Source organism: Streptomyces diastatochromogenes (assembly GCF_002242805.1).
Taxonomy (GTDB): Bacteria; Actinomycetota; Actinomycetes; order Streptomycetales; family Streptomycetaceae; genus Streptomyces; species Streptomyces diastatochromogenes.
Genome location: NZ_MCGQ01000016.1, coordinates 48405 through 69474, shown reverse-complemented (window position 1 = coordinate 69474; position 21070 = coordinate 48405). Strand labels below are relative to the sequence as shown.

Genomic DNA, 21070 nt, shown 5'->3' with positions numbered 1-21070 from the left:
ACCGCATATCCAGCACCGCATGCCGGGAACCATACGGGCCCTAGTCGATCCCCGACCGCTCCACCCCCGCCACGATCCACCGCTGGAAGCACAGGAACACCAGCAGCAACGGCAGGATCGACACGGCGGCGGCCACGAACAGCTCGTGCAGCCGGATCACCTGGGACGTCGTGAAGGACGACAGCGCCACCTGTACCGTCCAGGCGCTCTGGTCCTGCCCGATGACCAGCGGCCACAGGAAGGAGTTCCACGCGCCGAGGAACACGATGGTCCCGACGGCGGCGAACACGGGCCGGGCGTTCGGCACGACGACCAGCCAGTAGGTGCGCCAGTACCCGAGCCCGTCAACCTGTGCCGCGTCCTCCAACTCCCGGGGAAATCCCAGGAAGTACTGCCGGAAGACGAAGCAGGCGAAGGCCGAGAACAGGGTCGGGACGATCAGGCCCCGGAGCGTGGAGATCCAGCCCAGCGACGACACCAGCACGAAGCTCGGTACGAACGTCACGGCGGCCGGGACCAGGAGGGTGCCGAGGATGCCGTAGAAGACCTTGTTCGCGTGCCGGTAGGGGATGCGGGCGAGGCCGTAGCCCGCGAGGGAGGCGAGGAGGAGGGTGCCGAGCGTGGTCGCGACGGCGATCAGCGCGCTGTTGAGGAGGGAGCGGGCGAAGGGGACGGAAGGATCGTCGAACAGCTCCCGGACGTTCCCCCACCTCAACTCCCCCGGCACGAAGGTCCATTCGGGCGAGGTGATGTCCTGCTCGCTCGACAGGCCGTTGCGGACCAGCAGGTAGAAGGGGATCAGGAAGAGCAGGGCGAGCGCGATCAGCAGCACCAGCCGCAGCGCCCGCCCGGCCCGCACCAGGGCGTCATCCATCGGCGTCCGTCCTCCCCAGCCTCAGCCACCGCGCCTGTCCCACCGTGACGACGGCGACGACCAGCGCCAGGATCACCGCCCCCGCGCTGCCGAGCCCCAGGTTCTGCCCCTGCCCGAGGGCGGTGTAGTAGAGGTAGACGAGCGGTGGCCGGGCGTACGGCGGGTACCCCCTGGCGTCGGACAGCAGGTTGTAGAACTCGTCGAAGGCCTGGAAGGCGTTGACGACGAGCAACAGCACCACCGCGACCGAGGTGGCCCGCAGCTGGGGCAGGGTGATGTGCCGCAGCACGGTCCAGCCGGGCCGGGCCCCGTCCACGGCGGCCGCCTCGTACAGCGCCGGGTCGATCCGCTGCAGCCCGGCGAGGAACAGGATCATGTAGAACCCGGTCTGCAACCACAGCCGTACGGTGACGATGACCAGCCAGTACCAGGGCGGCTCCGTGGTGGACAGCCAGGCGACCGGATCACCGCCGAACCACCCCAGCACCGTGTTCACCAGCCCGAACCGCACCCCGCTGAAGAGCGACATCTTCCAGACGAGGGCCGCGACGACGTAACTGCACGCGGCCGGCAGGAAGAACACGGACCGGAAGAAGGCCCGGACGCGCCCGACGCGGTTGACCATCAGGGCGAGGGAGAGGGAGAACACGTACGTGACGGGCACGATGAACGCGGTGAAGACCAGGAAGGTCCGCAGGCTGTCGACGAACGCGTCGTCCCGCAGCATCGCCGTGTAGTTGTCCAGGCCGACGAAGCGCGTGGGCGTGACGGTGTTGTGCGCGTCGAAGAAGCTGAGCGCCACGCTCCACAGCAGCGGGACGTACGTGAACAGGGCGAGGCCGAGGGCGAAGGGCCCGACGAAGACCCAGAACCAGAGCGCCCGGTTGCGCCTCACGACGACTTCTTCTTCACCCGGTCCAGCTCGGCCGACACCTTCCGTACGACCGCACGCAGTTCGCTCTCCGGACTCGCACCGTCCTTGATGATCCGGCTTAGCGCGTCCTGGTAGGCGGTCTGGCCCGCCGGGGTCCACAGCAGGGGCTGGGCATAGCCGTACTCGGTGGTGAACCGGACGGCGTCGGCGGCCGCGCCCGACCTCAACTCGGTGGCCTTCTTGGCGAGGGAGATCCGGGCGGGGATGTGGAAGCCGTAGGAGAGAGCGAAGTCCTCCTGGTAGTCGGTGCGTTCGACCCACAGCCACTTCACGTACGCCTTGGCGGCCTCCTTGTGCCTGCTGCGCGCGCTGACGGCGGCGCCGTACGCGCCGACGGGAACGGAGGGTCGGCCGTGGGCGCCGTCCTTCGGGAAGGGAAGCACCCCGAAGTCGTCGCCGAGTTCCTTCTGGACCTGGGGCAGCGCCCACAGCCCGGACCACTGCATGGCGGTCAGCCCCTGGAGGAAGGCGGACGGATCGGACCAGTCGGCGGGTGCGCCGAGGAGGAGGGACCTGTCGGCGTGGAGCCGGTGCAGTTTGCCGAGGGTGCGGGCGGCGGAGGGGTCGTCGAAGCCGACCTTGCCGTCGTCGGTCACCAGTCGAAGTCCGGCCGCGTACAAGGGAGTTCCGCCGAGCACCCCCGCTCCCCCGTCGTTGCCGAGGAAGAGCCCCTTGACCTTGCCGCTGGTGAGTTTCCCGGCGGCGTCGATGAGGGCGTCCAGGGTGGTGGGCGGCTCGACTCCCGCGTCCGCGAGGAGGCTCTTGCGGTAGTAGAGCAGCTGCATGTCGATGACCTGGGGGATGCCCCAGATCTTCCCCTCGTACGTCTTCGGCGTGAGGACGGCCGGGTTGAAGTCGTCCCTGACCCCGTCGAGGAGATCGGTGAGGTCGACGACCTGACCGCCCTGGATCTGGTCGAGCGTGGGACTGCCCTCGAAGACGTCCGGCCCGGAGTCGGTGAGCAGGGCGGCGGCGGTCTGCTGGTCGTAGTCGCCCGGCCGCCACTGCACCCCGACGTCGGCCTTCCGGTACGCGGCGGCGTACCGCTGCACGGCCTGCTGGGTGCCGGCCTCGCCGTACTGGTGGTACCACTGCGACAGCGCCGGCCCCGAGCCGCCCCCGCGTCCGGTGTTGGAACCGCACGCCGTGACCAGTCCGCCACCCACGCCCGCCGCCAGCAGCGCCCTGCGACTGATGCCCCTCATCATGTGCCCCCTGACGTTCGTCATCGATGCACGGCCCAACGATCAACCATGCGCCGGGATTACGAAGGGGGTGTTGCGGCGGCGTGTCACACCTTGAGGGCGCCGAAGTCCACGCCCGTGAGCCGCACCGAGGCATCCCAAAGCCTGTCGGCCGCCTGGTCATTGAGCGTCCACGGCGCCCGCCAGGAGGGCGCCGGCGCACCCCGCCACATCGCGAACGAGGGCCCGAAGAAGGAGTCCGGCCGGACCTCGTCCGCGGTCGCCGCGTACAGCGTGGGCAGCGCGCCCGCCTCCGCCGGCTGGGCGAAGACCCGGTTGCCGATCTCCATGGCCCGCTCGGCTCCCCTGCGCCCCTCGGCCCGCGGCCCAGCCGTCTGGAGGTTGGTGGCGGCATAGCCCGGGTGGGCGGCGGCCGCGACGAGGCCGGTGTCGTGCGCGGCCAGCCTCCGCGCCAGCTCATGGGTGAAGAGCAGATTGGCGGTCTTGGACCGGGCGTAGGCGGTCCAACGCCGGTACTTTCGCCCGCTGTTGAGGTCGTGGAGGTCGATGTTGGCGAGGGCGTGCATCATGCTGGACACGGTCACGACGCGCGCGCCCGGGGTGGCCAGCAGGGCGGGCAGCAGCAGCCCGGTGAGCGCGAAGTGGCCGAGATGATTGACCCCGAACTGCGTCTCGAACCCGTCGGCCGTCGTCCCGTACGGCGGCGCCATGACGCCCGCGTTGTTGACGAGCAGATCGATCCGCTCGTACGGCACCCGCTCCGCGAAGTCCCGCACGGACGCCAGATCCCCGAGGTCCAGCCGCTCCACCTCGACCTCGGCCCCCGGCACCTCCACCACGAGCCGCTCCCGGGCAACACGCCCCCGCCCCTCACTCCGACACGCGAGCACCACACGGGCCCCTTTGCGGGCCAGCTCCCGCGCGGTCACGTACCCGAGCCCGCTGTTGGCACCGGTGACGACGGCCACGCGGCCGGTCTGGTCGGGGATGTCCTGCGCGGTCCAGCCCATGGGGCTCCTCCTCGCGGTGCTCGACGGGACGGGCGGACCGGGGGCCGGCCCTGGGCTGACGGGTCCAGGGTAGGCGTGGGGGCCCTGTTTCCCGTGACGCCGTGCCCGATCCCTTGGCGCGGATCACTGTCCGGGCTCGGGGCAGCCCGCAGCGACGTCACGAAGTCCCGTAAGGCACCATGGAGTTCATGACCACACCCCGAAAGGCCGATGCCGCGTAACCGGCCCGGCGCCCTGCGCGGCGCACGACCCGCCCCCGGCCCCCGCTTCTGGAAAGAGCCGCCTCCGGCCCGCATACCCGGCCTGTCCGCCCGTACCAGCCTCGCCATCCACCGCGCGGAGCGCCTCTCCCCCGGCTTCTGGTTCTCGCGCGGCGCGACCGAGACCGCCCTGCGGCGCTACCGCGCGTTTCTCCACCCTCCGGGAAACCGCCCCCGCTACCCCCGCGAGTCCTACTGCCCCAGCTGCCCGGGCTGCGCCCTCGACGACGTACGCCAGGCCCGGGACGCCCTGGCCGACATCCTGCCCCTGCTCCCTCCCCGGGCACGGGCCGAGCTGCGGCGCGCGGTGACGCCGCTGGACCGCCGCTACCTGCGCCTCACGCTTCCCGACCCGCTGGCCGGGCCGGCAGCGCCTTGGTGGCATCGGCGGCTCGCGAAGGGTGTCGAGGGGTGGTGAGCCCCGGCCGGGAGGCACCCGTGGCCGGGCGGGACTTTTCCCGGCGAACTGCACAACTTTTTCCGGCGAGGGCGCATCCAACACAATGACCTACATCCACCCATTCGCCCGATGGAGGCGGATGCGCCATGTCTCTGCACTCTCACCACTTCTCCCGCCGCGGCACGGTCGCCCTGCTGACCGCCGCGCTCGCCGGGCTCACGGCCGGCGGAGCCGCATGGGGCGTGACCTCGACGGCGGCGCAGGCGTCGGCCGGGGCCCGTACCTGTGCCGTGAGTGATCTCTACCTCTCCATGGGCCGTAAGGAAGGCGCGGCCGGATCGCTCTACTGGACCATCCGATTCACCAACACCAGCACCACCAAGTGCGCCCTGCGCGGCTACCCGGGCGTCAGCGTCCTGGACACCGCCCATCACCAGATCGGAGCGGCCGCCACCCGCACAAGTGAGTCCTACTCGACGGTGACGCTCGCCCCCGCCCGCTCCACCTTCGCGGTCATCCGCACCACCAACGGCCCCATCGGCGGCCCCTGCCTCCGCACCGGCTCCTACCTGAGGATCTATCCACCGGCCTCGCACACCGCGGCCCTCGTCCCGGCTCGCTGGACCATCTGCTCCGGCGTCTTCCAGGTCGGCCCGGTCAACAACGAAGGCACGCTCTGACAGTGCCGTCGGGGCGGCGGTGTCCCCGCGCGGGTGCCGCCGCCCCGACGAGCCCTGTCCGACAGATCGGGGATCAGACCGGCAGATCGGGGATCAGGCCAGGGTCGGCGCCCAGCGCCACCACGTCCTCGCGTACGGCGCTCACGAACCGTTCGATCTCCGCGACGAGCACCTCCCAGCCGACCGCTGAGGTCCACGAGTCCGGCTCGGAGACGGAGCCGACCCGCCATCTTTCGGAAGATCCCGAGATCCGCGGGATCCGCGAGATCCGCACCTCACCCACATCCGCGTAGGACATCGAGTCGAACTCGAAATCACCACGCGCACCGGCCGGCCGCCCCAGCCAACCCACCAGCGCTCGCGCCAGCTCGGCCACCGGGAACAGCCCCTCCGCCATCACCACACGGTCCCCGTCCCGGATGATCAGGTCGGATTCGATGTCCACGAGCAGCACGGCCGTGGGCGCGGTCTCGGGACGCAGGCCGCGCCGCTCCAGGTCCGGCGCCCCGACGTTCTCGTACGCGAACTTCACCGTCATCCGGCCCTCCCCAGAGCCCAAGGGCCGCTGACGTGCGGGCCTTCCGAGCCGCAAACCATAACAAGCGGCTCCCTGCACGGGCCGCCCAGGGGATGATGGCGGTCATGGCATTGTCGACGGCGTTCACGAAGTTGTTCGGTGTGCGGCATCCGATCGCGTTGGCACCGATGGGCGGATCGGCCGGGGGTGCGCTGGCGGCGGCCGTCTCCCGTGGGGGCGGGCTCGGACTGCTGGGTGGCGCGTACGGGGACCGGGACTGGCTGGCGCGCGAGCTGCCGATCGTGGCGGATTCCGGGCAGCCGTGGGGTGTGGGGTTCCTGAGCTGGGCGATCGATGTCGGTGCGGTGGACCATGCGCTGGAGCACGACCCCGGGGCGGTGATGCTGTCCTTCGGGGATCCGAGTCCGTTCACCGAACGTGTCCGCGCGGCCGGTGCGGCGCTGATCATCCAGGTCACCGATCTGGAGGAAGCCCGGCAGGCGGTGGACCTGGGCGCCGACGTCATCGTGGCGCAGGGCACGGAGAGCGGGGGGCACGGTGCCCGGCTCGGGCGATCCACGCTGCCGTTCGTGCCGGTCGTGGTGGATCTGGTGGCACCGGTGCCGGTGCTGGCGGCCGGTGGGATCGCCGACGGCCGTGGCGTGGCCGCCGCCCTGGCTCTCGGCGCCGCCGGCGCGCTCATCGGCACCCGCTTCCAGGCCACGGCCGAGTCCCTGGTCGACCCCTCGGTCGCCAAGGCGATCGTCGAGGGGCGCGGGCAGGACACCGAGCGCAACCGTGTCCTCGACATCGCCCGAGGGGCCCGCTGGCCGTCCAAGTACACGGCTCGCACCCTCGGCCATCCCTACCTCGACCAGTGGCGGGACCGGGAGGCCGAACTCGCGGCGAACCCCGAGGCTCGGCTGGCCTATCAGGCGGACGTGGCCCGCGGCGACATCCCTGCGCTCCCGGTGTGGGCGGGCGAGGCCGTCGACCTCGTCACCGACCTGCCCCCCGCGGCCGACCTCGTCACCGCCCTGGCCGCTCAGGCCGACGATGCCCTGGCCCGGGCGGGGAGGGACTGACCGGGGACTGACCGGAACGGAACGCCGAAGGGGCGCCACCCCCGCACAGGGTGGCGCCCCTTCTCTTTCGTGCGCCGGAGCCGTCGTCGATCGGTCTGAGGGTCGGGGACCGACGACGGCTCCGGGGTCGGGGGAGGCCAGGCCTCCGGCGGAGATCAGCGGTGGTCGCTGCCCTCCGACTGGGTGGCCGCGCGGCCTGCCTCGAGGCGGGCGACCGGGATGCGGAACGGGGAGCAGGAGACGTAGTCCAGGCCGGCCTCGTGGAAGAAGTGGACCGACTCGGGGTCGCCGCCGTGCTCACCGCAGACGCCGAGCTTGAGGTCGGGGCGGGTGGCCCGGCCGGCCTGGGCGGCCGCCTTCACCAGGGAGCCCACGCCGTCCTTGTCGATCGTCTCGAAGGGGGAGACTCCGAAGATGCCCTTCTCCAGGTAGGCCGTGAAGAAGGAGGCCTCGACGTCGTCGCGGCTGAAGCCCCACACCGTCTGGGTCAGGTCGTTCGTGCCGAAGGAGAAGAACTCCGCCGCCTCCGCGATCTGGCCGGCCGTGAGGGCCGCTCGCGGCAGCTCGATCATCGTGCCGATCGCCAGCTTCAGCTTCGTACCCGTCGCCGCCTCGACCTCCGCGATGACCTGGTCGGCCTCCTCGCGGACGATCTCCAGCTCCTGGACCGTGCCGACGAGCGGGATCATGATCTCGGCGCGCGGGTCGGCCTTGCCGTTCTTGCGCTCGGCCGCGGCCTCGGCGATGGCGCGGACCTGCATGGTGAACAGGCCGGGGATGACCAGGCCGAGGCGGACGCCGCGCAGGCCCAGCATCGGGTTCTGCTCGTGCAGGCGGTGGACCGCCTGGAGCAGGCGCAGGTCGTTCTCGTGCGGCTCCTGGCGGGACTCGGCCAGGGCCACGCGGACCGACAGCTCGGTGATGTCGGGCAGGAACTCGTGCAGCGGCGGGTCCAGGAGACGGATCGTCACCGGGAGGCCGTCCATCGCCTCGAACAGCTCGACGAAGTCCTTCTTCTGCAGGGGCAGCAGCTCCCGCAGGGCGGCCTCGCGCACCTCCTCGGTGTCCGCGAGGATCAGCCTCTCGACCATCTCGCGGCGCTCACCGAGGAACATGTGCTCCGTGCGGCACAGGCCGATGCCCTGCGCGCCGAAGCGACGGGCGCGCAGCGCGTCCTCGGCGTTGTCCGCGTTGGCGCGCACCCGCAGGCGGCGCTTGCGGTCGGCGAAGGCCATCATGCGGTGCACGGCCTCGACCAGTTCGTCGGCCTCGTCGGCACCCGGGTGCATCCGGCCCTCGAAGTACTCCACCACGGGGGACGGGACCACCGGGACCTCGCCGAGGTACACCTTGCCGCTCGACCCGTCGATGGAGATCAGGTCGCCTTCCTCCACCACGTGGCCGCCGGGGACCGTCATGCGGCGGCGCTTGGTGTCGACCTCGAGCTCCTCGGCGCCACACACACAGGTCTTGCCCATGCCGCGCGCGACGACGGCCGCGTGGGAGGTCTTGCCGCCGCGGGAGGTCAGGATGCCCTCGGCCGCGATCATGCCGTCGAGGTCGTCGGGGTTGGTCTCCCGGCGGACCAGGATGACCTTCTCGCCCGAGCGGGACCACTTCACGGCGGTGTACGAGTCGAAGACCGCCTTGCCGACCGCGGCGCCCGGCGAGGCCGCGATGCCCCGGCCGACCTGCTCGGCCTTGGCGTGCTCGTCGAAGCGCGGGAACATCAGCTGCGCCAGCTGGGCGCCGGTGACGCGCTGGAGCGCCTCGGTCTCGTCGATCAGGCCCTGGTCGACGAGCTGGGTGGCGATGCGGAAGGCCGCGCCCGCCGTGCGCTTGCCGACCCGGGTCTGGAGCATCCAGAGCTGGCCGCGCTCGATGGTGAACTCGATGTCGCAGAGATCCTTGTAGTGGTTCTCCAGGGTCTCCATGATCTGCATGAGCTGGTCGTACGACTTCTTGTCGATCTGCTCCAGCTCCGCGAGCGGGACGGTGTTGCGGATGCCCGCGACCACGTCCTCGCCCTGGGCGTTCTGCAGGTAGTCGCCGTAGACGCCCTGGTGGCCGGAGGCGGGGTCACGGGTGAACGCGACGCCCGTGCCGGAGTCGGGGCCGAGGTTGCCGAAGACCATCGAGCAGACGTTGACGGCCGTGCCCAGGTCGCCGGGGATGCGCTCCTGGCGGCGGTACAGCTTGGCGCGGTCGGTGTTCCAGGAGTCGAAGACCGCCTTGATGGCGAGGTCCATCTGCTCGCGCGGGTCCTGCGGGAAGTCCCGGCCGGCCTCGGTCTTGACGATCTTCTTGAACTTGGTGACCAGCTTCTTCAGGTCGGCCGCTTCGAGGTCCGTGTCGACCGTGACCTTCTTGGCGTCCTTGGCCGCGTCGAGGGCCTCCTCGAACAGCTCGCCGTCGACGCCGAGGACGGTCTTGCCGAACATCTGGATGAGGCGGCGGTAGGAGTCCCACGCGAACCGGTCGTCGCCGGCCTGCTTGGCCAGGCCCTGCACCGACTTGTCGGAGAGGCCGATGTTCAGGACGGTGTCCATCATGCCGGGCATGGAGAACTTGGCACCGGAGCGGACCGACACGAGGAGGGGGTTGTCGGCCTGGCCGAGCTTCTTGCCCATCCGCTGCTCGAGGGCGTCGAGGTGCGCACTCACCTCGTCACGGAGTGCCGCGGGCTCCGTACCGCTCTCCAGGTAGACCTTGCAGGCCTCGGTGGTGATGGTGAACCCGGGAGGGACCGGGAGGCCCAGGTTGGTCATCTCGGCGAGGTTGGCACCCTTGCCGCCGAGGAGATCCTTGAGGTCCTTGTTGCCCTCGGTGAAGTCGTAAACGAACTTCGCTACGTGGGGTTCTTTGTTTTCCGACACGGGTCTCGACTCCTTGAGGCCGCGGTGGCTGCCCTGACGGCGAGGAACATACCCAGATCGAAGGCGTCTGGGTACGTCCACTTGCGCGTCATGGGCCTGTAACCAGTCGTCCGCCAGCGGATCGAAAGTCAAAGCTTGACAAGCAGAGCGGCGTGGATGTTTTCACTTCTTGAAGGCAACAGTGCCCACAGGGGCGGTTTTCCGCTCAGATGAGCGGATCCCCAGCACATCTGATTTCGATCGATGAACGATCAAGGGGTGGCACCGAGTGCCACCCCTTGGAGAAGTGCAGTCGCCCATGATCCGCTCATCTGAGCGCAACCCTTATCAAGGGTGGCGATAATCACGCTGCCACAGGCGGCCGGATTTCACCATGCGGACGGGTTCCTGGGACCGCAAACAGATGGAAACGCACACGTCACACGCCCAGCGGCACGTCATACGCCGCCCGGCCGCGCGTCACACGCCCAGCGCGCCGAGCCGCTCCTCCACCCGCTCCGGCGCGTACAGATGCTCCACGACCAGCGCCCCGGCCCCCAGCAGCCCGGCCCGCTCACCCAGCCGGGACGTCACGACGTCCAGGTGGGCCGTGGAGCGGGGCAGCGCCCGCTGGTAGAGCAGTTCGCGGACGCCGGTGAGGAAGGGGGTTCCGGCCAGATCCCCGGCGATCATCAGAACGCCCGGATTGAGCAGGGTCACCACCGTCGCCAGCACGTCCCCGACCCTGCGCCCGGCCTCCCGGGCCAGCGCGGCCGCCTCCGGGTGCCCGGAGGCCAGCAGGTCCCGTACGTCCGAGCCGGACGCGGCCGGCACCCCGGACTCCGCCAGCCGCCGGGCCACGGCACCGCCGCTGGCGACGGCGGCGAGACAGCCGTACGACCCGCACCGGCACAGCGCCTCGGCGCCCACCCGGATGTGCCCGATGTCGCCCGCGCCGCCGTCGACGCCCCGGAAGATCGAGCCGTCGACCACGACCCCGGCACCGATACCCGTGGACACCTTGACCAGCACGAACGCCGAACAGTCGGGGTGTCCGGTGCGCTGTTCGCCGTAGGCCATGAGGTTGGCGTCGTTGTCCACCAGGACCGCCACCGCGGGCGCGCCGGTGTGCTCGGTGAAGGCGCGGGAGAGGCGGCCTCGTATGTCGTAGCCGTCCCAGCCCGGCATGATCGGCGGCTGCACCACCCGGCCGGTCTCGCTGTCCACCGGTCCGGGCACCGCGAGCCCGATGCCGCACACCTCCTCCGCCAGGTGCCCCGCCTTGGTCAGCAACTCGGCGAACCAGCGGCCGAGTTCGCCGAGGACGACCTCGGGTCCGTCCTCGACGACCAGGGTGCCGGAGTGTTCGGCGAGGATCTCGCCGGTCAGGGTGAGGACGGCCGCCCGGGCGTGCCGGGTGTCGAGGTCGGCGGCGAGCACGATCGCGTGGGAGTCGTCGAACTCCAGGGTGATGGAGGGGCGTCCGCCGAGCGGTGAGTCGACCGGGCCGCCGGCGCCCTCGCGCAGCCAGCCGGCCCGGAACAGCCGGTCGAGGCGCTGGCCGACGGTGGCGCGGGAGAGCCCGGTGGCCTGCTGGAGCGCGCCGCGGGTCACGGCTCGCCCGCTGCGCACGAGTTCGAGCAGATCTCCGGCGCTGGCCTGACTGCTGCCCTTGCCGGTCCTGCCGGGCCGTCCGGTCATGCGCACCCCCTTGTGTTTCTCAAGTTTGCATTACATATTGAGTTTTGCGTGTTAAATAGACGTAACCCTACGGTAGCCACAACCAAACCAGGTCGGCCGGACGTCTTCGGGGAGCCCCGAGTGGATCGCACTGCCCAGCTCACTGCCCGTGTCACGGAGCGCGAGATCGCATACGATCCGCCGGCCCCGGACACGTCCCTGCACGTCAGGGCGGCCCGGGTGCTGGAGGCGAACTGGACGGGGGCCTCGACCGTGCCCTCCCGGAGCCTGTATCCGCACCAGTGGTCGTGGGACTCGGCGTTCATCGCGATCGGCCTGAGGCACCTCTCGCCACTGCGCGCGCAGACCGAGCTGGAGACGTTGCTGGCGGCCCAGTGGGGCGACGGGCGCGTCCCGCACATCGTCTTCAACCCCTCCGTACCGCTCGACGCCTACTTCCCGAGCCCCGACTTCTGGCGGTCCTCGACCGCGGGGCGCGCTGCGGGCGCCCCGCGCACCGTACAGACGTCGGGCATCGTGCAGCCACCGGTGCACGCGCTGGCGGCCTGGCTGGTGCACTGCGCCGACCCCGGTCTGTCGCGGGCCCGCGGCTTCCTCGCGGGGGTGTATCCGCGGCTGGCCGCCTGGCACCGGTATCTGCTGCACCGGCGCGACCTGGGCGGAGGCGGGCTGGTGTCCGTCGTGCACCCCTGGGAACAGGGTATGGACAACAGCCCCTGCTGGGACGCCCCGCTCTCCCGCATCACCCCGGCCCCGGCCCGCTCCTTCCGCCGCGCCGACCTCGACCACGGCGCCGCCGAGGACCGGCCGACCGATCTGGACTACGGGCGGTACGTGCGGCTGGCCACGGACTACCGGGACCGTGAATACGCCGATGGAGACGGGGAGTTCGCCGTCGAGGACCCGGCGTTCAACGCCCTGCTGATCGCCTCCGAGCACGCGCTGGCGCGGATCGCGGAGGAGCTGGGCGCGGCCGGAACCGCTCGGCACGCGCGCGCGGAGCGGCTGACGGCGGCACTGACCGAGCGGCTGTGGGACCCGGCGGAGGGGATGTTTTTCTGCCGGGACGTGAGCGGTGTACGGGCCGGAAGCCCGGGCGAGGAGGGTGGGCAGCCGGGCACGGCCCCGGGCGGCCGACCGCGCGGCGAGCTGATCCCCGAGCGCAGCGTCTCCGGGCTGATCCCGCTGCTCCTGCCCACGCTGCCGCGCGACATTGCCGCCACCCTGGTGCGGACGACGAGCGGACCACACTTCGGCCTCGGCGGCACGACCCGCCTCGTACCGAGCTACGACCTGCTCGGCGAGGCCTTCGACCCGCACCGGTACTGGCGGGGCCCGGCCTGGTTCAACACGAGCTGGCTGCTGGAGCGAGGCCTGCGGCTGCACGGCGAGCGCGGCCGGGCCGACGCCCTGCGCAGGGCGATCCTGCACACCGCCGACGCCACCGACTTCGCCGAGTACGTCGACCCGTACACCGGCGAGGCATGCGGCGCGACCGGCTTCGGCTGGACCGCCGCACTCGCGCTCGATCTGCTCCACCAGCCCGTGGGACCCAGCGTGTCCCCCACGGGCCCCGGCACGTTCGACAGGAGTGACAAGGGAGGGGACCGGGCATGACGGACCGGCATCATCTGCTCGTGCACGGGGCGACGTTCGCCGCCGTGAGCGACCGGGGCGACATCAGCGGGGTGCGCGGCGGCGGCTCCCCGGACGGGTTATTCGTACGGGACGCCCGGCACCTCAGCCGCTGGCAGCTCACCGTCGACGGCGCGGTGCCCGAGGTGCTCACCCCGGTCGCGGACGGCGACGCGACCCGCTGTGTGCTGGTGCCGCGCGGCGGCCGGCAGGAGCCGCCCGCGCACACCCTGTTCCGTGAACAGGCCGTCGGCGACAGCTCGTTCGTCGAGTCCCTGCGGGTGACCAGCAACCGCCCCACACCCACCACCGTCCGGCTCGCCATCACGGCCGACGCCGACTTCACCGACCAGTTCGAGCTGCGCTCCGACCACCGCACCTACGTCAAGGCCGGCGCCGTACGCTCCCGCCAGGTCCTGGACGACGGCATCGAGTTCACCTACCGGCGGGCCGAATGGCGGTCCTGTACGACCATCACGGCCGACCCCGCCCCCGACGCCGTCGAGGAGACCGGCACGGGCGCCCGCCGGCTGGTGTGGACCCTGGACCTGGAACCCCACGGCACGGCCGAGCTGGTGCTGCGCGTGATGGCCCGCCCGCACGGCGACAAGCGCGCCCTGCGTGTGCCGCGCTCCCCCGCCTCGGTCAACGAACACGTCCTCGCACTGGAGGAGCGGTTCGTGGAGGGCGTGGCCTTCCCGACCGGCTGGCCGGAGCTGGCGGCGGCCTGCGCCCGCGGACTGTCCGACCTGGCCGCGCTGCAGGTCCCGGCGACCGGACCGGACGGCGAGGAGTTGCGCGTCCCGGCGGCGGGCGCCCCCTGGTTCCTCACCCTGCTCGGCCGGGACGCCCTGCTCACCGCCCTGTTCACCCTGCCGTACCGCCCGCAGCTGGCCGCGGCCACGCTCCCCGCGCTGGCCGCCACCCAGGCGACCGGGACCGGGGCGTCCAGGGTCGCCCAGCCCGGCAAGATCGTGCACGAGGTGCGGCACGGCGAGCTGGCGCACTTCGGGCAGGTGCCGTTCGGGCGGTACTACGGCTCGGTCGACGCGACCCCGCTGTTCCTGATCCTGCTCGGGGCGTACGTCGAACAGACCGGGGACGCCGTCCTCGCCCGCCGCCTCGAACCGCACGCCCGCGCGGCGATCGGCTGGATGCTGGACCACGGCGGGCTGACCTCGCGCGGCTACCTCGTCTACCGCGCCGACGAGGGCGGCCTCGCCAACCAGAACTGGAAGGACTCCCCCGGCGCGATCTGCTGGTCCGACGGCACCCGGCCCACCGGCGCGGTGATGGCGGCGGGCGCCCAGGGCTACGCGTACGACGCGCTGCGCCGCACGGCGTGGGTGGCGCGCACGGTGTGGGCCGACGAGACGTACGCCTCGCTGCTGGAACAAGCGGCGGCCGACCTGCGGGACCGCTTCCAGCGGGACTTCTGGATGCGGGAGCGGTCCTTCCCGGCGCTCGCGCTGGACGGCGAGGGCCGCCAGGTCGACGCGCTGGCGTCCGACGCGGGGCATCTGCTGTGGTCGGGGCTGCTGGACAAGGAGTACGGCGAAGTCGTCGGCCGGCGGCTGCTGGAGGCGGACTTCTTCTCCGGCTGGGGCGTCCGCACCCTCGCCTCCGGCCAGTCGGCGTACCACCCGCTCTCCTACCACCGGGGCTCGGTCTGGCCGCACGACAACGCGCTGATCACGCTGGGCCTGGCCCGCTACGGCCTGCACGACGAGGCCCGCACGGTGGCGCACGCCCTGGTCGACGCGGCGACGGCCGCCGGGCACCGGCTGCCCGAGGTGCTGGCGGGCTACGGCCGCGACACCCACCCCGAGCCGGTCCCGTACCCGCACGCCTGCATCCGCGAGTCCCGCTCGGCAGCGGCTCCGCTCGCGCTGCTGACCGCAGTAGGAGGCGCCTAGTCGGGGGCGCCAGGCCGACTTTGACCAGGCGTTTGCCCGGTGTTTGCCGAGCGCCGTGAACAGCGGACTCGGGCGAGCCGTACCGGATGACGGCGGGCCAGGCGGGCCGGGGTTTCTCCGGCCCTGCCCAGCCTCCCCAGCGTGGCCCGCCGACTCCGCCACGGGTCTCGCACGGAAGGACCTCCGGGTTGCCTCAGCACACGAGCACGCGCCAGTCATCGGGTACGGCCGGGGGAGCCGAGGCTGTCCTCGACGAACGGGACGAGGAACGAACGCCGGCGGCGGAGGCCGCCGGCTCCACGGAGGCCACGGAAGTCAGCCCTGAAGAGGCCGCGTCGGCGGCCGGGGTCGCGGACTCCATAGCCGAGGAAGCGGCTGAGGAATCTGTCGAGAAGCCCGCCGCGGAAAGCCTCAAGGAACCTGCCGAGGAAGCCGCTGCGCAAAGCCTCAAGGAACCCGCCCCGGAGACGCCCGAGGAAACCGCCGCGGAAACCCTCAAGGAACCAGCCGAGGAACCCACTGCGGAGACCCCCGAGAAGGCGCCCGAGGAACCCGCCGAAAAAGCCGCTGAACAAGCCGCTGAAATAGCCACCCCCCGCCCCACCCGCCGCACCTGGTCCGCCTGGTCCGCCCGGACGCGGCGCTGGCGGGAAGCGCACCCGACCGCCGCGCGGACCCTCTCCGTGAGTGTCAACGTGCTCGCCGCCGTTCTCGTCGTCGCCGCGCTCGTGATGCCCAACAGCGTCGTCCGGCTCGGGCCCGAGAAGTTTCTGCGGATACCCGGCGAGGCGGTCATCGGCGCGGCGCTGATGCTCGCTCTGCCGCGTCGGCCCCGGATCGTGCTGGCCGCCGTGTCCGGGGTCGCACTGGGCGCGATGACCGTGCTGAACCTGCTCGACATGGGGTTCAACCAGTACCTCGGCCGCAGCTTCAATCTCGTCCTCGACTGGAGCCTGCTCGGCGACGCGGAGTCGTACCTGGAGGACTCGCTGGGCCGCGCGGCCACCCTCGCCGCCGCCGGCGGGGTCATCGCCGTCGTCCTGCTGCTGTTCGTGCTGCTGGCGCTGTCCACGGTCCGGCTGAGCAACCTCCTCGCCCGGCACACCGGCACCGCGACCCGCGGCACGCTGATCGCGGGCGTCGTCTGGATCACCTGCTCCTCCCTCGGCCTGCAGATCTCCGGCGTGCCGCTCGCCTCGGACCGCACCGCCACCGCCGTGAAGATCCAGGCCCGCCGGGTGGCGGACACCCTCAGGGACGAGGCGGAGTTCCAGAAGGTGGCCAAGGTGGACGCCTTCGGCAACACCCCCGCCGCCCAGCTCGTGCCCGACCTGCGCGGCAAGGACATGATCTTCACGTTCATCGAGAGCTACGGCCGCAGCGCCATCGAGGACCCGATCATGGCGCCCGGCGTCGACAGCACCCTGGACGCGCGCACCAAGGCGCTCGCCAAGGCCGGCTACCACGCCAAGAGCGGCTGGCTGACCTCGGCGACCTACGGCGGCAGCAGCTGGCTCGGCCACTCCACCACCCTGTCGGGGCTGTGGATCAACAACCAGCAGCGCTACCGCACGGTCATGGCGAGCGACCACCTCAGCCTCACCAAGGCCTTCAAGAAGACCGGCGCGTGGGACACGGTCGGCGTCATGCCGGGCGTGCAGAAGGCCTGGCCGGAGCAGAGCTTCTACGGCCTCGACAAGGTCTACAACGCCTTCGAACTCGGCTACAAGGGACCGAAGTTCAGCTGGTCGACCATGCCGGACCAGTACGCGCTGGAGCAGTTCCAGCAGCGGGTGCACGGCAGGAAGCACGACAAGCCGATGATGTCGGAACTCATCCTGACCTCCAGCCACCAGCCCTGGGCGCCGATCCCGAAGATGGTCGGCTGGGACCAGCTGGGCGACGGCTCGATCTTCAAGGGCATCCAGGCGGCGGGCAACAAGCCGGCCGACGTCATCGCCGACACCACCAAGTCCCGCGAGGAGTACGGCAAGTCGATCCAGTACTCGGTGACCGCGCTGACCGAGTGGCTGGAGCGCTACGGCACCGACGACACCGTCCTCGTCTTCCTCGGCGACCACCAGCCGATCGCCCGCGTCAGCGGCAACCACGCCAGCCGTGACGTACCGATCTCGATCGTCGCCAAGGACCCGAAGGTCCTGGACAAGATCACCGACTGGGGCTGGACCGACGGCCTGCGCCCCGCGCACGACGCGCCGGTCTGGAAGATGAGCGCGTTCCGCGACAAGTTCCTGACGGCGTACGGCTCGACTCCGCACCCGAAGAAGGGGTGAGACCAGTCCTCGGAGCGGTCAGCCTCCGGACGTGTCCAGTTCCGCGTCCTCGCTGACGCCCGCGCAGTCGTACGGGTCCTTCAGCCAGCCGTCCGGCAGCACCACCCGGTTGTTGCCGGACGTACGGCCGCGAGGCCCGTCCGCGCCGGTCGGCCAGGGCTGGTCGAGGTCCAGCTCGTCCAGTCCCGCCCGCAGCTCCTCCAGCGAGGACGTGATCGCGAGCCGCTTGCGCATCTCGGAGCCGACCGCGAAGCCCTTCAGGTACCAGGCCACGTGCTTGCGGAAGTCGATGACACCCCGGGACTCGTCACCGATCCACTCGCCGAGGAGGGTGGCGTGGCGGACCATGACGTCGGCCACCTCACGCAGAGCGGGACGCGCACTGTGTCCATCAGTGCCTCCGGCACGGGCTTCCGTCCGCCCCTCGAACGCCGCCACCAGGTCCGAGAACAGCCACGGCCGTCCCAGGCACCCGCGTCCGACGACCACCCCGTCGCAGCCGGTCTCCCGCACCATCCGCAGCGCGTCCTCGGCCGACCAGATGTCGCCGTTGCCGAGCACCGGGAGCTCCGGGACGTGCTCCTTCAGGCGGGCTATGGCGTCCCAGTCGGCCGTGCCGCCGTAGTGCTGGGCAGCCGTGCGGCCGTGCAGCGCGATCGCCGTGACGCCCTCCTCGACGGCGATGCGGCCGGCGTCGAGGTAGGTGATGTGGTCGTCGTCGATGCCCTTGCGCATCTTCATCGTGACCGGGATGTCACCGGCGCCGGAGACCGCCTCGCGCAGGATCGCGCGCAGCAGGTTCCGCTTGTAGGGGAGGGCGGACCCGCCGCCCTTCCTCGTCACCTTCGGGACCGGGCAGCCGAAGTTCAGGTCGATGTGGTCGGCGAGGTCCTCCTCCGCGATCATGCGGACGGCCTTGCCGACGGTCGCCGGGTCGACGCCGTACAACTGGATCGAGCGCGGCTTCTCGGTCGCGTCGAAGTGGATCAGCTGCATGGTCTTCTCGTTGCGCTCGACCAGCGCCCGGGTCGTGATCATCTCGCTGACGAACAGCCCCTTGCCGCCGCTGAACTCCCTGCACAGGGTGCGGAAGGGCGCGTTGGTGATCCCCGCCATGGGTGCGAGCACGACGGGCGGCTGCACGGTGTGCGGGCCGATCTGCAAGGGGGACTCGGGCATGGGCATTGCCCCATTGTCGCGTATCGGCAGTGATCATGACGCATCCATCAGTGCCTTCGGCACGGGCTCATTAGTTAGCAACACTATCGAAATCGGCTACGATGGGCCCCATGCCCGAGCTGAGCCACCGCCGACGTCTGCTCGTGCTCGCGATCTGCTGCATGAGCCTGCTGATCGTGAGCCTCGACAACACCGTCCTGAACGTGGCGCTGCCCTCGGTGCAGCGCGACCTGGACGCCCCCACCTCCGGCCTGCAGTGGACGATCGACGCCTACACCCTGGTACTGGCCTCGCTGCTGATGCTCGCGGGCTCCACGGCCGACCGGATCGGCCGCAAGAAGGTCTTCATGGCGGGCCTGGTCGTCTTCTCCATCGGCTCCCTGCTGTGCTCGCTCGCGCCGAACCTGGAACTGCTGGTCGTCTTCCGCATGGTCCAGGCGGTCGGCGGCTCGATGCTCAACCCGGTCGCCATGTCGATCATCACCAACACCTTCACCGACCCACGCGAGCGCGCCCGCGCGATCGGCGTCTGGGGTGGTGTGGTCGGCATCTCCATGGCGGCCGGACCGCTGGCCGGCGGCCTGCTCGTGGAGTCGGTCGGCTGGCGCTCCATCTTCTGGGTCAACCTCCCGGTCGGCCTCGCGGCCCTGCTGCTCACCCTGCGCTTCGTCCCCGAGTCCCGAGCACCCAGGGCCCGCCGCCCCGACCCGGTCGGCCAGGTGCTGGTGATCGCCCTGTTCGGCTCGCTGACCTACGCGATCATCGAGGCCCCGGACTCGGGCCCCGGCACGGTCGTCCCCTTCGCCGTGGTGGCCTGCGCCGCTCTGCTCGCGCTGCTCCGGTACGAGCCCCGGCGCGCCGAACCCCTCATCGACCTGCGCTTCTTCCGCTCCGCTCCGTTCAGCGGGGCCACCGTGATCGCGATCAGCGCGTTCGCCGCGCTGGGCGGCTTCCTGTTCCTGTCCACGCTGTACCTGCAGAACGTGCGCGGCCTCGACGCCCTGCACGCGGGCCTGTGGATGCTGCCGATGGCCGCGCCGTGCTTCCTGTGCGCGCCGCTGTCCGGACGGCTGGTGGGCAGCCGGGGGCCGCGGTTGCCGTTGCTGGTGGCAGGCGCCGCGATGACCGCGACTGGGGTGCTGTTCGCCGCGTTCGAGGCGGAGACATCCAATGCCACGCTGTTCGCCGGGTATGTGCTGTTCGGGATCGGGTTCGGGTTCGTCAACGCGCCGATCACGAACACGGCGGTGTCGGGGATGCCGCGGGCTCAGGCGGGGGTCGCGGCTGCGGTTGCCTCCACCAGCAGGCAGTTGGGGCAGACGTTGGGGGTGGCGATAGTGGGAGCGGTGCTTGCTGCCGGGATCGGCTCGTCGTCGTACGGGGACGTGTTCGTTTCGGCCGCCCGGCCCGGGTGGTGGGTGCTTACGGGGTGTGGGCTGGCCGTGCTGGTGCTGGGCTTTGTCACCAGTGGGCGGTGGGCTCGGGGGACTGCTGAGCGTACGGCCGAGAAGTTGGAGTCGGCTGAGGTGCGACAGGTTGTGGGGGCTGCTGAGCGGGCCTAGCTGCGGGTGGTTCGTGGCTGGTCGCGCCCACGCGGCGGAGCCGCAAATTGATACAGCCCCGCGCCCCTTAGGGAGTCAGCTTGCCCTTTGCTATGTCGTGCAGCTTCTCCAGGCGCTCTCGTGTCTCCTCGTTCTTCGGGCTGTACGTCACCATCCGGGCCCCCGCCTCCGGCCCCAGCCACAGATCCGTGTGCTCCAGGATCAGGAGGCCCACGTACGGGTTGAGGAACTCCTTGGTCTTGGTGCGGGTGCCCACCACCTCGTAGCGCTCCCAGTTCTCGCGGAACTCGGGGGACTCCGCTTCCAGGCGCTTGAGGAGCATCTTCCAGGCGGGCTCGCCGAGGTGGCCGGCCATGGAGGCGCGCAGGCGTGCGGCCATCAGCCGCAGGGTCTCCTCGCGGTGCACGATCGCCGCGCGCCAGTCGCTGTTCGTGTACGCGAGCAGCATGCAGTTGCGGTCCTCCGGCGGGACCTCGTCCAGGTCGCCCAGGAGGAGGGCATAGGTGCGGTTGTAGGCGACGATGTCGTAGCGGCTGTTCTGGATGCAGGCGGGGATCGGCTCCAGTGCGCGGAGCACCTCGCGCAGGGCCGGGGTGACGCTGGGGCAGCTCGCGGCGGGGGTCGGGTCGGTGGCGCCGGCCAGCTGGAAGAGGTGGGCGCGCTCGCTGGCGTCCAGCATCAGGGTGCGGGCCAGGGCGTCCAGGACCTGCACGGAGACCTGGATGTCGCGGGACTGCTCGAGCCAGGTGTACCAGGTCACGCCGACCGCGGAGAGCTGGGCGACCTCCTCCCGGCGCAGGCCGGGGGTGCGGCGCCGGGTGCCGCGGGGCAGCCCGACCTGCTCGGGGGCGATGCGCTCACGCCGGCTGCGCAGGAAGGCGGCCAGCTCGTGCCGGCGGATCTCCGAACCTCGCGTCACCGGGGCGGCGGTCTCCTGGGCCATGGTGGTCATACGTACAGGGT

16 protein-coding genes are annotated in these 21070 nt (G+C 71.1%); 7 read left to right on the top strand and 9 right to left on the bottom strand.

Annotated features, from left to right (window positions below; genetic code table 11):
- Positions 1 to 40: 40 nt before the first annotated feature.
- From BEK98_RS19790 to BEK98_RS19775, 4 genes are all read right to left on the bottom strand, one after another.
- On the bottom strand, positions 41 to 874 hold the full coding sequence (locus tag BEK98_RS19790) for a carbohydrate ABC transporter permease (RefSeq protein ID WP_094217918.1): 834 nt from the start codon (positions 872 to 874) through the stop codon (positions 41 to 43).
- On the bottom strand, positions 867 to 1769 hold the full coding sequence (locus tag BEK98_RS19785; RefSeq protein ID WP_094217917.1) for a carbohydrate ABC transporter permease: 903 nt from the start codon (positions 1767 to 1769) through the stop codon (positions 867 to 869). Before BEK98_RS19785 ends, BEK98_RS19790 begins: the two co-directional genes overlap by 8 nt.
- A complete protein-coding gene (locus BEK98_RS19780) occupies positions 1766 to 3013 on the bottom strand; it encodes an ABC transporter substrate-binding protein (protein WP_208643160.1) in 1248 nt (415 codons plus the stop codon). Before BEK98_RS19780 ends, BEK98_RS19785 begins: the two co-directional genes overlap by 4 nt.
- 86 nt (positions 3014 to 3099) lie before the next feature.
- Positions 3100 to 4023 carry an oxidoreductase gene (locus BEK98_RS19775; RefSeq protein ID WP_094217916.1) on the bottom strand — a complete coding sequence of 308 codons (924 nt, stop codon included), beginning with the start codon at positions 4021 to 4023 and terminating at the stop codon, positions 3100 to 3102.
- A 210-nt stretch (positions 4024 to 4233) separates the two neighbouring features.
- Between BEK98_RS19775 and BEK98_RS19770 the strand changes: the two genes are divergently transcribed.
- Complete coding sequence (locus tag BEK98_RS19770) at positions 4234 to 4701, top strand: hypothetical protein (RefSeq protein ID WP_094217915.1); 468 nt, start codon at positions 4234 to 4236, stop codon at positions 4699 to 4701.
- 128 nt (positions 4702 to 4829) lie between these two features.
- Positions 4830 to 5363 carry a DUF4232 domain-containing protein gene (locus tag BEK98_RS19765; protein ID WP_094217914.1) on the top strand — a complete coding sequence of 178 codons (534 nt, stop codon included), beginning with the start codon at positions 4830 to 4832 and terminating at the stop codon, positions 5361 to 5363.
- Between the two features lie 73 nt (positions 5364 to 5436).
- On the opposite strand, the gene BEK98_RS19760 is transcribed toward BEK98_RS19765, so the two are convergent.
- Entirely contained in the window at positions 5437 to 5901 is a 465-nt protein-coding gene (locus BEK98_RS19760; RefSeq protein WP_244201904.1) for a DUF7878 domain-containing protein, read from the bottom strand.
- Positions 5902 to 6005: 104 nt separating this feature from the next.
- Here BEK98_RS19760 and BEK98_RS19755 point away from each other — a divergent pair, with 104 nt between their 5' ends.
- Positions 6006 to 6965, top strand: a complete 960-nt coding sequence (locus BEK98_RS19755) for an NAD(P)H-dependent flavin oxidoreductase (protein ID WP_094217913.1) — start codon at positions 6006 to 6008, stop codon at positions 6963 to 6965.
- A 155-nt stretch (positions 6966 to 7120) separates the two neighbouring features.
- Here BEK98_RS19755 and ppdK read toward each other — a convergent pair whose 3' ends face one another.
- Together ppdK and BEK98_RS19745 are read right to left on the bottom strand one after the other, a co-directional pair.
- Positions 7121 to 9841 carry a pyruvate, phosphate dikinase gene (gene ppdK, locus BEK98_RS19750; protein ID WP_094217912.1) on the bottom strand — a complete coding sequence of 907 codons (2721 nt, stop codon included), beginning with the start codon at positions 9839 to 9841 and terminating at the stop codon, positions 7121 to 7123.
- A 459-nt stretch (positions 9842 to 10300) separates the two neighbouring features.
- Positions 10301 to 11521 (bottom strand): ROK family transcriptional regulator, encoded by a 1221-nt coding sequence (locus BEK98_RS19745; RefSeq protein ID WP_208643159.1) that lies wholly within the window; start codon positions 11519 to 11521, stop codon positions 10301 to 10303.
- Positions 11522 to 11641: 120 nt separating this feature from the next.
- Here BEK98_RS19745 and BEK98_RS19740 point away from each other — a divergent pair, with 120 nt between their 5' ends.
- The 3 genes from BEK98_RS19740 to BEK98_RS19725 all read left to right on the top strand — a co-directional run bounded on the left by BEK98_RS19740 (position 11642) and on the right by BEK98_RS19725 (position 17366).
- Positions 11642 to 13138 carry an MGH1-like glycoside hydrolase domain-containing protein gene (locus tag BEK98_RS19740; RefSeq protein WP_094217910.1) on the top strand — a complete coding sequence of 499 codons (1497 nt, stop codon included), beginning with the start codon at positions 11642 to 11644 and terminating at the stop codon, positions 13136 to 13138.
- Complete coding sequence (locus tag BEK98_RS19735; protein WP_094217909.1) at positions 13135 to 15072, top strand: amylo-alpha-1,6-glucosidase; 1938 nt, start codon at positions 13135 to 13137, stop codon at positions 15070 to 15072. The genes BEK98_RS19740 and BEK98_RS19735 overlap by 4 nt, the downstream gene beginning before the upstream one ends.
- Positions 15073 to 15755: 683 nt before the next feature.
- Positions 15756 to 17366 (top strand): sulfatase-like hydrolase/transferase, encoded by a 1611-nt coding sequence (locus tag BEK98_RS19725; RefSeq protein ID WP_094217907.1) that lies wholly within the window; start codon positions 15756 to 15758, stop codon positions 17364 to 17366.
- 18 nt (positions 17367 to 17384) lie between these two features.
- On the opposite strand, the gene dusB is transcribed toward BEK98_RS19725, so the two are convergent.
- Positions 17385 to 18551, bottom strand: coding sequence for a tRNA dihydrouridine synthase DusB (gene dusB / locus BEK98_RS19720; protein ID WP_094217906.1), 1167 nt, complete (start codon positions 18549 to 18551; stop codon positions 17385 to 17387).
- A gap of 104 nt (positions 18552 to 18655) precedes the next feature.
- Between dusB and BEK98_RS19715 the strand changes: the two genes are divergently transcribed.
- Positions 18656 to 20107: an MFS transporter gene (locus BEK98_RS19715; protein WP_094218246.1), complete on the top strand. Its 1452-nt coding sequence runs from the start codon at positions 18656 to 18658 to the stop codon at positions 20105 to 20107.
- A gap of 67 nt (positions 20108 to 20174) precedes the next feature.
- Here the strand turns inward: BEK98_RS19715 and BEK98_RS19710 are convergent, their stop codons facing one another.
- Positions 20175 to 21059 (bottom strand): helix-turn-helix transcriptional regulator, encoded by an 885-nt coding sequence (locus BEK98_RS19710; RefSeq protein WP_094217905.1) that lies wholly within the window; start codon positions 21057 to 21059, stop codon positions 20175 to 20177.
- Positions 21060 to 21070 lie beyond the last annotated feature (11 nt).

Bases quoted from the DNA above. Each gene is read 5' to 3' on its own strand.
- BEK98_RS19790 (WP_094217918.1), bottom strand. From the start codon at position 874: ATGGATGACGCCCTGGTGCGGGCCGGGCGGGCGCTGCGGCTGGTGCTG.
- BEK98_RS19780 (WP_208643160.1), bottom strand. From the start codon at position 3,013: ATGAGGGGCATCAGTCGCAGGGCGCTGCTGGCGGCGGGCGTGGGTGGC.
- BEK98_RS19765 (WP_094217914.1), top strand. From the start codon at position 4,830: ATGTCTCTGCACTCTCACCACTTCTCCCGCCGCGGCACGGTCGCCCTG.
- dusB (WP_094217906.1), bottom strand. From the start codon at position 18,551: ATGCCCATGCCCGAGTCCCCCTTGCAGATCGGCCCGCACACCGTGCAG.
- BEK98_RS19755 (WP_094217913.1), top strand. From the start codon at position 6,006: ATGGCATTGTCGACGGCGTTCACGAAGTTGTTCGGTGTGCGGCATCCG.
- BEK98_RS19770 (WP_094217915.1), top strand. From the start codon at position 4,234: ATGCCGCGTAACCGGCCCGGCGCCCTGCGCGGCGCACGACCCGCCCCC.
- BEK98_RS19745 (WP_208643159.1), bottom strand. From the start codon at position 11,521: ATGACCGGACGGCCCGGCAGGACCGGCAAGGGCAGCAGTCAGGCCAGC.
- BEK98_RS19775 (WP_094217916.1), bottom strand. From the start codon at position 4,023: ATGGGCTGGACCGCGCAGGACATCCCCGACCAGACCGGCCGCGTGGCC.
- BEK98_RS19715 (WP_094218246.1), top strand. From the start codon at position 18,656: ATGCCCGAGCTGAGCCACCGCCGACGTCTGCTCGTGCTCGCGATCTGC.
- BEK98_RS19710 (WP_094217905.1), bottom strand. From the start codon at position 21,059: ATGACCACCATGGCCCAGGAGACCGCCGCCCCGGTGACGCGAGGTTCG.
- BEK98_RS19760 (WP_244201904.1), bottom strand. From the start codon at position 5,901: ATGACGGTGAAGTTCGCGTACGAGAACGTCGGGGCGCCGGACCTGGAG.
- BEK98_RS19735 (WP_094217909.1), top strand. From the start codon at position 13,135: ATGACGGACCGGCATCATCTGCTCGTGCACGGGGCGACGTTCGCCGCC.